The 12,817-nt window shown below is 69.6% G+C and carries 10 protein-coding genes and 2 pseudogenes; 6 read left to right on the top strand and 6 right to left on the bottom strand.

Annotated features, from left to right (window positions below):
• Nucleotides 1-28: 28 nt before the first annotated feature.
• Complete coding sequence (locus tag ACQ86M_RS06635; protein ID WP_431247504.1) at nucleotides 29-2,461, top strand: DEAD/DEAH box helicase; 2,433 nt, start codon at nucleotides 29-31, stop codon at nucleotides 2,459-2,461.
• 37 nt (nucleotides 2,462-2,498) lie between these two features.
• A pseudogene (gene lnt / locus ACQ86M_RS06630) lies at nucleotides 2,499-4,066 on the top strand (apolipoprotein N-acyltransferase).
• A gap of 40 nt (nucleotides 4,067-4,106) precedes the next feature.
• On the opposite strand, the gene ACQ86M_RS06625 reads toward lnt, so the two are convergent.
• From ACQ86M_RS06625 to ACQ86M_RS06610, 4 genes and pseudogenes are all read right to left on the bottom strand, one after another.
• The gene (locus ACQ86M_RS06625; protein WP_431221286.1) at nucleotides 4,107-4,478 is read right to left on the bottom strand and encodes an RNA polymerase-binding protein RbpA; all 372 of its coding nucleotides are present in this window, start codon (nucleotides 4,476-4,478) and stop codon (nucleotides 4,107-4,109) included.
• 123 nt (nucleotides 4,479-4,601) lie between these two features.
• Nucleotides 4,602-5,375: a glycerophosphodiester phosphodiesterase family protein gene (locus ACQ86M_RS06620; protein ID WP_431247503.1), complete on the bottom strand. Its 774-nt coding sequence runs from the start codon at nucleotides 5,373-5,375 to the stop codon at nucleotides 4,602-4,604.
• Nucleotides 5,368-6,366: pseudogene (locus ACQ86M_RS06615) on the bottom strand (SPFH domain-containing protein); the annotation flags it as partial. The pseudogene ACQ86M_RS06615 and the gene ACQ86M_RS06620, both read right to left, overlap by 8 nt.
• Nucleotides 6,363-6,857, bottom strand: coding sequence for an NfeD family protein (locus ACQ86M_RS06610; RefSeq protein ID WP_431247502.1), 495 nt, complete (start codon nucleotides 6,855-6,857; stop codon nucleotides 6,363-6,365). The pseudogene ACQ86M_RS06615 and the gene ACQ86M_RS06610, both read right to left, overlap by 4 nt.
• Before the next feature lie 78 nt (nucleotides 6,858-6,935).
• On the opposite strand from ACQ86M_RS06610, the gene ACQ86M_RS06605 reads away from it, so the two are divergent.
• Nucleotides 6,936-7,748, top strand: coding sequence for an SDR family oxidoreductase (locus ACQ86M_RS06605; protein ID WP_431221282.1), 813 nt, complete (start codon nucleotides 6,936-6,938; stop codon nucleotides 7,746-7,748).
• Nucleotides 7,745-9,739 (top strand): S9 family peptidase, encoded by a 1,995-nt coding sequence (locus ACQ86M_RS06600; protein ID WP_431247501.1) that lies wholly within the window; start codon nucleotides 7,745-7,747, stop codon nucleotides 9,737-9,739. The genes ACQ86M_RS06605 and ACQ86M_RS06600 overlap by 4 nt, the downstream gene beginning before the upstream one ends.
• Before the next feature lie 55 nt (nucleotides 9,740-9,794).
• Here ACQ86M_RS06600 and ACQ86M_RS06595 read toward each other — a convergent pair whose 3' ends face one another.
• A complete protein-coding gene (locus ACQ86M_RS06595) occupies nucleotides 9,795-10,436 on the bottom strand; it encodes an HdeD family acid-resistance protein (RefSeq protein WP_431221281.1) in 642 nt (213 codons plus the stop codon).
• Nucleotides 10,437-10,545: 109 nt separating this feature from the next.
• Nucleotides 10,546-11,376: an alpha/beta fold hydrolase gene (locus ACQ86M_RS06590; RefSeq protein WP_431247500.1), complete on the bottom strand. Its 831-nt coding sequence runs from the start codon at nucleotides 11,374-11,376 to the stop codon at nucleotides 10,546-10,548.
• A 194-nt stretch (nucleotides 11,377-11,570) separates the two neighbouring features.
• Here ACQ86M_RS06590 and ACQ86M_RS06585 point away from each other — a divergent pair, with 194 nt between their 5' ends.
• On the top strand, nucleotides 11,571-12,161 hold the full coding sequence (locus ACQ86M_RS06585) for a dihydrofolate reductase family protein (RefSeq protein ID WP_431247499.1): 591 nt from the start codon (nucleotides 11,571-11,573) through the stop codon (nucleotides 12,159-12,161).
• Between the two features lie 5 nt (nucleotides 12,162-12,166).
• Nucleotides 12,167-12,802: a dihydrofolate reductase family protein gene (locus tag ACQ86M_RS06580; protein WP_431247498.1), complete on the top strand. Its 636-nt coding sequence runs from the start codon at nucleotides 12,167-12,169 to the stop codon at nucleotides 12,800-12,802.
• Nucleotides 12,803-12,817: the final 15 nt, after the last annotated feature.

Raw genomic sequence — 12,817 nt, 5'->3', positions numbered from 1 at the left:
TGTCGTGCGGCGGGCATAGGCTGGGCGGGTGACCGACCAGACGCTCTCGCCGGCGGAGCGGTACGCCGCCTCCCGCGACCGGGCCCGGCAGCCCCTGCTCGAGACGTTCCGCGATGGCCTGCGGTTCGATCTCGACCCGTTCCAGCGCGAGGCGTGCGCGTCCCTGGAGCGGGGGAGCAGCGTGCTCGTCGCCGCACCGACGGGCGCAGGCAAGACCATCGTCGCCGAATTCGCGGTCTTCCTCGCGATGCGCGAGGCCAACGCGAAGGTCTTCTACACGACGCCGATGAAGGCGCTGAGCAACCAGAAGTTCCAGGAGTTCGTCGAGGCGTACGGCCCGGAATCGGTCGGCCTGCTGACCGGCGACACCAACATCAACTCGCGCGCCCGGATCGTGGTCATGACGACCGAGGTGCTGCGCAACATGCTCTACGCCGACTCCGACCTGCTCACCGACCTCGCCTACGTCGTCATGGACGAGGTGCACTACCTGGCCGACCGCTTCCGCGGCGCGGTGTGGGAGGAGGTCATCATCCACCTGCCGTCGGAGGTGCGGATGGTGTCGCTCAGCGCCACCGTGTCGAACGCGGAGGAGTTCGGCGACTGGCTGCAGGCGGTGCGCGGCGACACGGAGGTCATCGTGTCGGAGGAGCGGCCGGTGCCGCTGGAGCAGCACATCCTGATGCGGTCGAAGCTGATCGATCTGTTCGACTCGTCGGGCCTCGCTGCGACCAACCGGGTCAACCCGGAACTCGTGCAGATGGCCCGCTACGGCGGACGGGTGCTCAGCAGCCGTCAGATGAAGGATGTGGGCCGCTACCACTCGAAGGGCGGCCGCCCCGACGCGTTCCGGATGAACCGCGCCGATCTGGTGGCCCTTCTCGACGACCGCAATCTGCTTCCCGCCATCTTCTTCATCTTCAGCCGCAACGGCTGCGACGCCGCCGTCAAGCAGGTCCTCCGTGCGGGCGTACGGCTCACCGAGAAGCACGAGCGGGAGGAGATCCGCGCCATCGTGGAGGAGCGCTGCCGCACCCTCCTCGACGAGGACCTCGCGGTGCTCGGCTACTGGGAGTGGCTGGAGGGCCTGGAGCGCGGTGTCGCCGCCCACCACGCCGGGCTGCTCCCTGCCTTCAAGGAGGTCGTGGAGGAGCTCTTCCGCCGCAAGCTCGTGAAAGTCGTCTTCGCGACGGAGACGCTCGCGCTCGGCATCAACATGCCCGCCCGCACGGTGGTGCTCGAGAAGCTGGAGAAGTTCAACGGCGAGGCGCGCGTGCCGATCACGCCGGGGGAGTACACGCAGCTGACCGGTCGCGCCGGCCGCCGCGGCATCGACGTCGAGGGGCACAGCGTCATCCAGTGGGAGGACGGGCTCGACCCGCAGTCCGTCGCCTCGCTCGCTTCGCGGCGCAGCTACCCGCTGAACTCGAGCTTCCGGCCGACGTACAACATGGCGGTCAACCTGATCGACCAGTTCGGGCGCCCTCGCACCCGCGAGATCCTGGAGTCGTCGTTCGCCCAGTTCCAGGCCGACCGCGCGGTCGTCGACCTCGCCCGGAAGGCCATGCAGCAGGAGCAGTCGCTCGCCGGCTACGAGGAGGCCATGACCTGCCACCTCGGCGACTTCCGGGAGTACTTCTCGATCCGCCGCGAGCTGACCGACCTGGAGCGCAAGGGCTCACGGGTCGAGACGACCTCGAACGCCGACCGCGAGAAGCGGCAGCGTCAGCTCGCCGCCCTGCGCAAGCGGATGAAGGACCACCCGTGCCACCGCTGCACCGAGCGGGAGCAGCACGCCCGCTGGGCGGAGCGCTGGTGGAAGCTGAAGCGCGACACCGACCGCCTGCGCGCGCAGATCCAGTCGCGCACGGGCGCGGTGGCGAAGGTGTTCGACCGGGTCTCCGACGTGCTGCTCGAGCTCGGCTACCTGGTGGACCAGGACGGCGAAACGGCCCTGACCGTGCACGGTCGCACGCTGAAGCGCATCTACGGCGAGCGGGACCTGCTGGTCGCCGAGTGCCTGCGGCGCAACGTCTGGAAGGACCTCGACGCACCCGGGCTCGCCGCGATGGCGTGCGCGCTCGTCTTCGAACCGCGGCGGGACGAGGGCCTCGCCAACGAGCGCACGCTTCCGCGCGGTGCGTTCCGCCCGGCGCTCGAGAAGACGACGACCCTCTGGAGCACGCTCGACGACCTGGAGCAGGAGCACCGCCTCCCGGGCAGCGAGCCGCCGTCGACGGCGATCTCCCTGGCGATGTGGATGTGGTCCCGCGGCTCGGGACTGGATGCGGTGCTGAGCGAGGCGGACATGGCGGCGGGCGACTTCGTCCGCTGGGCCAAGCAGACGATCGACCTCCTCGACCAGCTGTCGCTCGTGGCGCAGGGCAACGTCGGCCGGGTCGCCCGCCAGGCGCTGGAGTCCATCCGGCGCGGGATCGTCGCGTACTCGTCGGTCGCCTGAGCGGCGCCCATAGCTGGATGCCTTAGGCTCTCCCTTCGTGCACACCGTCCCGCGACCCACCCTTCCGCTGTGGGTCGCGGTGCTGGTCGCCCTGGGCGCGGGTCCCGTGCTCGACGCCGGGTTCCCCGCCCTCGACTGGTGGCCGCTGACCTTCGTCGGCATCGCGATGGTCCTCGTGGCCCAGCGCGGCCGACGGCCCGGGACGGCGTTCCTCGTGGGCTTCCTCGCCGGCGAGTCGTTCTACCTCGTCCACGTCGCCTGGACCGCCCTCTACCTCGGCCCGGTGCCGTGGATCGCGCTGTCGACCCTGGAGGCGCTGTTCTGGGGTGCGGGCGGCATCCTCATCAGCCTCGCCTACCGCTGGGTGCCCCGCGCCTTCCCGACCGTTCTCGGCCGCGTGGGCCTGCTGCCGGTCGTCCTCGCGGGCCTGTGGGTGCTGCGGGAGTTCGTGACCGGCACCTGGCCGTACGGCGGCTTCTCGTGGGGGCGCGTCGCCGAGTCGCAGTCGACCAGCCCGCTCGCGCCGCTGGTCGCCTGGCTGGGGATCTCGGGGCTGAGCTTCGCCATGGTGTGGCTCGTCGCGTTCCTGGTCGAGCTGTGCGGGGCGGTGGATGTGCGGCGCACCCCGCGCGCGCTGCTCGCCGGCATCGCCGTGGCGCTGCTGTTCGCGATCCCGGCGTGGCCTGCGACCACGAAGGGCACCACGCGCATCGCGGCCGTGCAGGGCAACGGGCCCGCCGGGTACTTCGACGACGCTCCGCCGGGCGCCGTGTTCGACACCCAGGTGGCCGAGACCCTGCGGATCCCCGCGTCTGAGGCGACGGGCGCCAAGAAGATCGACATGGTGGTCTGGCCGGAGGGATCGGCGCTGCCGGATCCGACCCGCGACCCGGGCAACGCCGCCGTGCTCGACGCTCTCAGCCGCAGGTACGGCGCGCCCTTCATCGTCGGCACCATCACGCAGCGCGACGACAAGCTCTACAACACCTCGCTGCAGTGGGAGGCGGGCACGGGCGCGGTCGACTTCTACGACAAGAAGCACCCCGTGCCCTTCGGCGAGTACGTGCCCGACCGCGCCTTCTGGCGCCCGTTCGCCCCGGCCCTCATCGACCTGATCGGCCGCGACTACACGCCCGGCACCCGCGACAACGTCTTCGACATCGGCGGGGTGCGTGCCGGTATCTCGATCTGCTTCGACATCGTCGACGACCAGCTGCTCACCGACATGATGCGCGGGGAGCGCAGGTGATCCTCGCGCAGACGAACAACGCCGACTTCGGCGAGACCGACGAGAACCAGCAGCAGCTGGCGATCGCCCGGCTCCGCGCGATCGAGGCGGGCAGGTCGCTGGTGAACATCTCGACCGTCGGCAGCAGCCAGATCGTCGGACCGGACGGACGCACGATCAGCTCGATCCCGCCGTTCACGCCCGGACACATGGTGGCGGATGTGCCGCTCGGCACGACGACGACCCCCGCGACGCTGCTCAGCCGGGGAATCGAGTTCCTGGTCGCCGGCCTCGGGCTCTTCGGGCTGCTCGCGGCCGCCCTGGGGCGGCGCAACCCGCCGGTGGACGTGAGAAGGCCGTTCTCACCACGCGGGTGAGAACGGCCTCGGGTGACGGCGGAGCGTCGGACGGCGCCCGTCAGGCGCTGTGCTTGTGCTCGCTGGTGCCGCGACGTGCCCGCAGGTACTGCAGGCGCTCCTCCAGGAGCTCCTCGAGCTCGGCGCGGGTGCGGCGCTCGAGCAGCATGTCCCAGTGGCTGCGCGGCGTCTTGACGTCGGTGTGGTCGACCTCGACGGGGGTGTCGTTGACGAGCCGGCGGGCCTCCTGCCCGCAGTGCTTGCACTCCCAGGTGTCGGGGGCCTCAGCCTCGGCCGAGAACACGGTCTCGGTCTCCTTGCCGCAAGCCGGGCAAAGGTACGTGTAACGGGAACGCGGAGAGTAGACGACGCCTTCTTCGCTCTGTAGGCTCTGGGCGCCGAGTCTCATTCCGCGCAAGCTGCGATCTGCCATTGTGTGGTTCTCCTCTGTGCGCGCGAATCCTCACAGTTATAAACCGTCAAGCTGGGGATTCTCTTTCCGGGGCGGCCGTTCTCCCAGTGCCCTCACAGAGTCCTCGGGCCTTCCGGGCCCGGTTCAGCGCCGTGCGTCGACCACCCGGCGGAGCACGTCGCAGCGGTCGGTCACGATGCCGTCGACCCCGAGGTCGAGCAGGCGGATCATGTCGCCGGGCTCGTTCACGGTCCAGACATGCACCTCGGCCCCGGCCGCGTGGATGCTGTTCACCGTGCGCCGTGTGACGAGCTGCACCGGCCCGCGACGTTCGGGGATCTGGACCGCCGCGAAGCCCCGCAGCGAGCGGCGCACGAGCGACGCCAGGCCGGTCTTCGCGCCGGCGAGGGCCGGCAGGACCTCGGAGACCGCGGGGGAGGAGGCGACACCCGGGAGGCTGTCCGTCACGGCGCGCCTGCGGTCGGGGGAGAAGCTGGTGATGAGCACGCGGTCGGTCGCCCGGGCGGCGCGAAGGGCGTCCACCGCGGGTCCGGCGGCGCGCGCATCCTTCACGTCGATGTTGAAGCGAGCCTGGGGGAAGGCGTCGAGCGCCTCCGCGAGGGAGCAGAAGGCCTGGCCGTGTCCGAGGTCGATGCGGCGCAGCTCGCGCATCGTCAGCTGTGCGATCCGGAGGTCGCGGCCGGCGACCCGGGAGAGGTCCGGGTCGTGGGCGATGACCGCGACCCCGTCGGCGGACGCGTGGATGTCGGTCTCCAGGTGCGTCGCGCCGGCGGAGAGCGCGCGCAGGAACGCGAGCAGCGTGTTCTCGGGCGCGTCGACCGCCAGGCCGCGATGCGCGATGACGCGCGGTGGCCGCCCGTCGAGGAACGTCACGCGGTCGGCGACGCCGGGGAGCAACGGGCGGTGTCTGCGCCGTCGCGGCCTGGGCCGGCTCGGGCTGCGCGTGGGCGCCTCCTCCGGAGCTTCCTCCCGTGCCGTCGCCGCGCGGCGCGCCGGCCGACCCGAAGGCCGTCCCGATGCCCTTCAGCGCCTCCGTCAGCTCGCTGGGGATGATCCACAGCTTGTTCGACGCGCCCTCCGCCAGCTTGGGGAGCGTCTGGAGGTACTGGTACGCGAGCAGAAGATTGTCCGGATTGCCCTCGTGGATCGCGCCGAACACCGTGGTGATCGCCTTCGCCTCGCCCTCCGCTCGCAGCACAGCGGCCTTGGCGTCGCCCTCGGCGCGCAGGATGGCGGCCTGCCGCAGACCCTCCGCGTTCAGGATCTCGGACTGCTTCGTTCCCTCGGCCGTCAGGATCAGCGCACGCCGGTCGCGCTCCGCGCGCATCTGCTTCTCCATCGAGTCCTGGATGGACGTGGGCGGGTCGATGGCCTTGAGCTCGACCCGGGAGACGCGGATGCCCCACTTGCCCGTGGCCTCGTCGAGCACGAGACGCAGCTGGCCGTTGATGTTGTCACGGCTGGTCAGCGCCTCTTCGAGGTTGAGGCCGCCGACCACGTTGCGGAGGGTGGTCGTGGTCAGCTGCTCGACCGCGCCGAGGTAGTTGGCGATCTCGTACGTCGCGGCGCGCGCATCCGTCACCTGGAAGTAGACCACCGTGTCGATCGACACGACGAGGTTGTCCTCGGTGATGACCGGCTGCGGCGGGAACGACACGACCTGCTCGCGCATGTCGATGAGCGGCCGCACCTTGTCGATGAACGGCACGACGACGTTCAGACCGGGCATCAGCGTCTTGTGGTACCGGCCCAGCCGCTCCACGACTCCGGCCCGCGCCTGCGGGATGATGCGGATCGAGCGGAACAGCGTGACCAGTACGAAGATCGCGATGATCAGCACGATCACACTGACCACGATGGTCACGACCAGCTGACTGGTGTCGTTCATGGGGCGATCCTCTCGGTCACGCCGTCGCTTCCTGCGGAGACCGGTGCGGGGGCGACGACGGCGGTGGCCCCCTCGATCGCGACGACGACGACGTGCTCGCCGGGCACCAGCTCCGGAGGAGAGGTGCCGGCCAGCCGCGCCGTCCAGGTCTCGCCGATCTGGAGCTTGACCAGGCCGGATGCGCGCGTGACGGTCGAGACGACGACTCCTCCCATCCCGATCAGCCGGTCGACGTTGCTCTTGGCCGGGTCGCCGCCGCGTTTGAGCGCGTGCAGCAGCGGCGGCCGGATGAAGAAGATGAGGACGACCGAGAGGATGGCCGCGATGATGAGCTGCAGCCACCAGGGTGCGCCGAACAGGCCCGAGAGCAGGCCGCCGAGGCTGCCGATGGCCATCATCAGGAAGACGAAGTCGAGCGTGAGCATCTCGACGATCACGAAGACGAGGATGAGGACCAGCCACGCGATCCAGGCGAAGGACGTGATGTCCATGACGTCCCCCTTTCACCGTTTGGTATGACCGTACCAGCACGCACCGACGCCGCGTCGGACCCACTTGGTAGTCTCAGGATGCAGACATCGACGCCGAGGAGTATTCGTGGCAAACCCCTTTCCCCTGGTTCGCTGACGGGCAAGCGCGCCCTCGTGACCGGTTCGTCCCGCGGCATCGGAGCCGACACTGCTCAGTACCTGGCCGACGCCGGCGCGAGCGTGGTGATCAACTACCGCAACAAGGAGGCGCGCGCGGCGAAGCTCGTCGACGCGATCGTCGACGCGGGCGGCACGGCTCTCGCCGTCGGAGCCGATCTGACGGATCCCGAGTCGGTCGCGGCCATGTTCCGGACAGTCGAGGGGGCCTGGGGCGGCCTCGACATCCTCGTGCTCAACGCCTCGGGCGGTATGGAGTCGGGTATGGCCGAGGACTACGCGATGCAGCTCAACCGCGACGCCCAGGTCAATACGCTCACCGCAGCGCTGCCGCTGCTCGGCGAGGGCTCGCGCGTCGTCTTCGTGACCAGCCACCAGGCGCACTTCATCGCGACGACGCCGACCATGCCCGAGTACGAGGCGGTGGCGCTCAGCAAGCGAGCGGGCGAGGATGCGCTCCGCGCCCTCCTGCCGACGCTGGAGGAGAAGGGCGTCGAGTTCGTCGTCGTCTCGGGCGACATGATCGAGGGCACCATCACCGCGACGCTGCTCAACCGCCTCAACCCGGGCGCCATCGACGCGCGCAAGGAAGCCGCCGGACGCCTCTACAACGTCAGCGAGTTCGCCGCCGAGGTCGCCGCGGCGGTGATCGACCCCATCCCCGCCGACCACACCCGCTTGGTCGGTGACGTGTCCAGCTTCACGCCGATCACCGACTCCGAGCTGCCCGGATGAGGGCCGCCGACCTCGACCTGCTCGTCGGCGTCTCCACACCGACCGTGCACCCGGGAGGCGGCCGCGCCGTCGTCTCGGTGATGCATCCCTCGCTCTCGGCAGACGCCACCGTCGGCCAGCTGTGGACGATCCCGCTCAGCGGGCACGCTGCACCGAAGCTGCTCACGCGCGGGTTCCGCGACACCGCACCGCAGTTCTCGCCCGACGGCCGTCTGCTCGCCTTCCTGCGTGCCGAGCCGAAGCGTCCGCCGCAGCTGTTCGTCGTCGACGCCGCCGGGGGAGAGCCGGTCGCCGTCACGGACCGCACGCTCGGCGTCACGGAGTTCGCCTGGTCGCCGGACGGCCGAGCGCTCGCGTTCGTCAGCCGAGAGCCGGAGCAGGGCCGGTACGGAACGGTGGAGGGGATCGACCCGAACGGGGAGCCGGCCCGCCGCATCGACACACTGAAATATCAGGCGAACGGGCTCGGCTACACGAACGACCGGCGCGCACACATCTACGTCGTCAACGTCCCCGACGTCTGGGCCCCGCCGGCACCGGCGCCTGTCGCCCAGCCCGACGGCTCGAGCGATCCCGCGCCGGCCGTCGCCGAGCCGCGGCGGCTCACCGAGGGCCCGTGGGACGACGGATCGATCTCGTTCTCACCGGACGGGCGGGCCATCGCCTTCGTCTCGGCGCGCCACGCGAGTCGCGACATCGACCTGCGCTCGAACGTGTTCACCGTCCCGGTCGAGGGCGGCGACGCCCGCGACCTCACCGGGCAGCACGGGTCGTACAGCGTCGTGGATGCGCAGTTCGCAGACGGCGGCGCCCTGTTCTTCACCGCTCAGGATGTGGGGGAGAGCGGCCGGGACTTCGTCGCGCGCAACACCGCGCTGTATGTCATCGGCGCCCCGGGCGACGCCCCGCGCCGGCTCACGGACCCGGAGACGGTGGACTTCACGGAGTCGGACATCGCGGCGTACCGTGACGACGCCGTCCTGGTCCAGGACCGCCGCCGCGGCGCTCTGGTACTGACGTCGGTTACCGCCGATGGAGAGCTTCGGACCCTGACTGACGAGAAGACGGTCATCGGGGGAGCGGGCGTCGCAGGCGAGACCATCGTCGTCACCTTCGCCGACGCCCGCACCAGCGGCGACGTCGCAATGGTCGACACGGAGGGACTGCACCGGCTGACGGACCTCTCGGCTCCGCTGCGCGCCAAGGGCGTCATCGCGCCGACGGAGCTGACGGTCACCGGCCGCGACGGCTACCCGGTGCACGGCTGGGTTCTCGTGCCAGAGGGCGAGGGGCCGCATCCCGTGCTCCTCAACATCCACGGCGGCCCGTTCGCGGCCTACACCGGCGCGCTCTTCGACGAGGCGCAGGTCTACGCGGCTGCCGGGTACGCCGTGGTGATGTCCAACCCGCGTGGTTCCGCCGGCTACGGCCAAGAGCACGGGCGCGTGATCCGGCAGAAGATGGGCACCGTCGACCTGGCGGATGTCATCGACTTCCTCGAGGGTGCCATCGCGCAGGTGCCCGGGCTCGACGGCGACCGCGTCGGCATCATGGGCGGTTCGTACGGGGGATACCTGACGGCGTGGACGATCGCGCACGATCACCGTTTCGCCGGGGCGATCGTCGAGCGCGGGTTCCTGGACCCGGAGGCGTTCGTCGGCACCAGTGACATCGGCAGCTTCTTCGGCGACGAGTACACGGGCACCGATCCCGAGCTCATGCGGTCGCAGAGCCCCCAGGCGGTCGTCGACCGGGTGCGGACGCCGACCCTGGTGCTGCACTCGTCGGCCGACCTGCGGTGCCCGCTCGGTCAGGCCGAGCGCTACTACGCGGCGCTCAAACGGCGCGGCGTCGAGACGGAGCTCGTGATCTTCCCCGGGGAGGACCACGAGCTGAGCCGGAGCGGCCGCCCGCGCCACCGTCGCGAACGGTTCGACATCATCCTGGACTGGTGGGCGCAGCACCTGCCCAGCCGCACCAACCACCGTTGAACGCAGGAACGGCCCCGCTCGCATCGTGAGCGGGGCCGTTCCGTGTGCGGTCGGTTCAGGCGACGCGCGGGGCGGTCGAGGCGGACTCCGTCGCCTTCAGCACGTCGCGTCCGAACGTGAAGGCGCGGACGATCCCGATGATCCCGAGCACGATCAGCGCGATCGCGGCGAACAGCAGCAGGAACGCGGCGGACGAGACGGGGAGCACCAGCACCACGATCCCGGCGAGGATGCTGAGGATGCCGAACGTGATGGACCAGCCGGTGGACGGCGACCGGCCCGCCTCGGCCAGTGCCATGACTCCCTCGATGATCCACCCGACGCCGATGAACGCCACCGTGAAGATCACGAGCGTCACCGCTGCGGCCGAGACGTTCTTCAGCGCGATGATGCCGACGAAGATGAGCAGTACTCCGAGAATGATGTTGAGCGCGCGGGCGCCGCCGCTCATCCCGCGGCTGAAGATCCCGACGCCGAGCCGGAGCACGCCGGCGACCAGGAAGTAGATCCCGAGGAAGATCGCGAGCACGGCGATCGTCTTCTCGGGCCAGAACAGCAGCACGATCCCGAGGATGAGGCCGACGGCGCCGCTGATGCCGAGCGCCGTGCGGATGGCGTTGATGGCGGAGCGCGTCATGGTGCGGGCGTCCAGGGAGAATTCGTGGAACTCGTGACCGGTCGGATCGTTGAGGCTCATTGCTTCATCCCTTCGCAGTGGCTGCCGCCTTCCTGGGCGGTTCGTGCTGAGGATATCGCTCGCACCGTCCGCTGTCAGGAGGTCAAATCCCTTCCGCTGATAATGCACATTATGTCAGCTTAAAACGACGTAGCCCGGCTGCACGCCGCTGAACGACGTCACTCAGCTCTTCGCGTCCCCACTCCCCGCCACGGCTCGTTCGATCACGTCGACCACATCCTGGGGGTTGGTCTGCATGACCAGGTGCGGCGCATCCAGCTCGGTGACGTCGGCGATCCCGGCGCGCTGGTAACCGAAACGTTCGACGTCCGGGTTGATGGTGTGGTCCCCCGGCGCGCTGGTAACCGAAACGTTCGACGTCCGGGTTGATGGTGTGGTCCCCCGCCGAGACGATCCCCCAGGCCGGCTTGGTCTTCCAGGCGGCGCCCGGCGCCGCTTCGTCGAACACCGAAGCGGCCAGCGGACGCTGTGAGACGGCGAGGACTTCGCTGACGCGCGGGTCGAGGCCTGCGGCGAAGATGTGCGGAAAGGCGTCGATCTTCACGGAGACGTCGGAGCCGTCCTCCTGACCCGGGATGGGGAACGGCGTGAAGACGAGATTCGCGATGAGTTCCGAGTCGGGAAAGCCGCCCTGCAGCTTCGAGATGGTTTCGCCTGCATCCAGGGCGTAGCCGGAGACATAGACGAGCCCGACGACGTTGGCCGCCTCCCCCGCGATCGTGATCACCGCGCCTCCATAGGAATGCCCGGCGAGGATGACCGGGCCGTCGATGTGCTCGACGAACGCTCTCAGGGATGCGGCGTCGGCGACGAGGCTTCGCATGTACAGCGGTGGCGCGACGACCGTATGGCCCCGGTCGAGCAGCAGGCGGGTGACGGGTGCCCAACTGGCGGCGTCAGCGAAGGCTCCATGGACGAGGACGATGGTTGGGGACGGCATGAGTTTTCTCCGATCACTCTCAGAAAGTGATTGGGAGGGTAGGCCGCGCGCAGCCCCTGCGGCAACAAAAAAGCGAGGAACATGTCCTCGCATTTCCAGAATATATCACTTCACGGGGCTTGCCGCAAGAGCCCCCTCGTCCCGGAGAATGGCAGGCCTCACCTGGCGAGGACCCTCGTCTGAAAGGATCGCCCATGCGCCCGCTCATCGTCTCCACCGCCATGACCCTCGACGGCTTCGCCGCAGGCCCCGGCGGCAACCCGCTCGCGCTGAACCTCGACGCTGCCTTCGATGCGCACAACCTCGGCCTCCTGCGCGAGGCCTCCGCCGTTCTGCTCGGTCGGCGCTCTTTCGAGCTGTTCAGTTCCTTCTGGCCGACGGTTTCCGAAGCGCCCGAGGACCCGTCGAATCCGGCCCTCAGCGCGGTCAACCGCGAATTCGGCCGCCGCTACCAGGACATCCCGAAGCTGGTGGTCAGTGATCGCTACGAGGTGCCCGCAGACAACCCGTGGCACGACACCACGACGGTCGTGGGCGGCGACGCGATCCGGGAGGTGATCGCACGGGAGAAGGAAGGCGACGGAGGCGCGGTCGTCGTCTTCGCCAGCGGCACGCTGTGGAACGGGCTGCTGGCCGACGGCCTCGTGGACCGGCTCGATCTCATCATCGGCCCGGATGCGATCGGCGAGGGGGTCCCCGCGTTCGCGCGACCCGTGAGCCTGACGCCGGTCGAGGCCCGCGTCCTCGACGGTTCCCGCAACACCCTGCTGAGCTACGGGCGGTGAGCGCGATGAACAGAGGATCCGTGATCGCCAATCTGACCATCACCGCCGACGGTTACGCCGCCGGTACCGACCAGACCGAGGAGCGCCCGTTCGGCCAGGACGGCGGCGACGGATGGGGCGACAGGCTTCACTCCTGGATGTTCGACCACGCCGAGGAGAACCGCGCCGAGGTCGAACAGATGGCCGCCGCGCGCGTCCACATCATGGGCCGCAACATGTTCGGCCCCGTGCGGGGCGAGTGGGACAGGGACTGGAACGGCTGGTGGGGCGACGATCCCCCGTTCCACGGTCCGGTGTTCGTGCTCACCCATCATGCGCGCGACCCGCAGCCTATGGAAGGTGGCACCACCTACTACTTCGTCACCGACGGCATCGCGTCGGCCTTGTCGCAGGCGCGCGAGGCGGCCGGCGACGGAGAGATCTCGATCCAGGGCGGCGCGGAGACCATCAACCAGTTCCTCGTCGCCGGCCTGGTCGACGAGCTGCGGCTGCACATCGTCCCGTTCAGCCTCGGCGCCGGCTCCCGCCTGTTCGACGGCGTTCCGGCGCTGAATTTCGAGCAGGTCTACGCCCGAGCGGCGAGCACAGTCCTCCACGTCACCTACCGCGTCGTCCCGCGCGACGACCGAACGATTCACTGAGTAAGGAGAAGCAGC

The sequence above is a fragment of the Leifsonia xyli subsp. cynodontis genome, from assembly GCF_050632205.1.
Classification (GTDB): Bacteria; Actinomycetota; Actinomycetes; order Actinomycetales; family Microbacteriaceae; genus Leifsonia; species Leifsonia xyli_D.
This window is presented reverse-complemented; position numbering and strand designations above follow the sequence as displayed.

What these genes read in the sequence shown, in the direction of transcription:
- ACQ86M_RS06580 (WP_431247498.1), top strand. Translation starts at nt 12,167, where the DNA reads ATGAACAGAGGATCCGTGATCGCCAATCTGACCATCACCGCCGACGGT.
- ACQ86M_RS06625 (WP_431221286.1), bottom strand. Translation starts at nt 4,478, where the DNA reads ATGGCAGATCGCAGCTTGCGCGGAATGAGACTCGGCGCCCAGAGCCTA.
- ACQ86M_RS06605 (WP_431221282.1), top strand. Translation starts at nt 6,936, where the DNA reads ATGCAGACATCGACGCCGAGGAGTATTCGTGGCAAACCCCTTTCCCCT.
- ACQ86M_RS06600 (WP_431247501.1), top strand. Translation starts at nt 7,745, where the DNA reads ATGAGGGCCGCCGACCTCGACCTGCTCGTCGGCGTCTCCACACCGACC.
- ACQ86M_RS06585 (WP_431247499.1), top strand. Translation starts at nt 11,571, where the DNA reads ATGCGCCCGCTCATCGTCTCCACCGCCATGACCCTCGACGGCTTCGCC.
- ACQ86M_RS06610 (WP_431247502.1), bottom strand. Translation starts at nt 6,857, where the DNA reads ATGGACATCACGTCCTTCGCCTGGATCGCGTGGCTGGTCCTCATCCTC.
- ACQ86M_RS06590 (WP_431247500.1), bottom strand. Translation starts at nt 11,376, where the DNA reads ATGCCGTCCCCAACCATCGTCCTCGTCCATGGAGCCTTCGCTGACGCC.
- ACQ86M_RS06595 (WP_431221281.1), bottom strand. Translation starts at nt 10,436, where the DNA reads ATGAGCCTCAACGATCCGACCGGTCACGAGTTCCACGAATTCTCCCTG.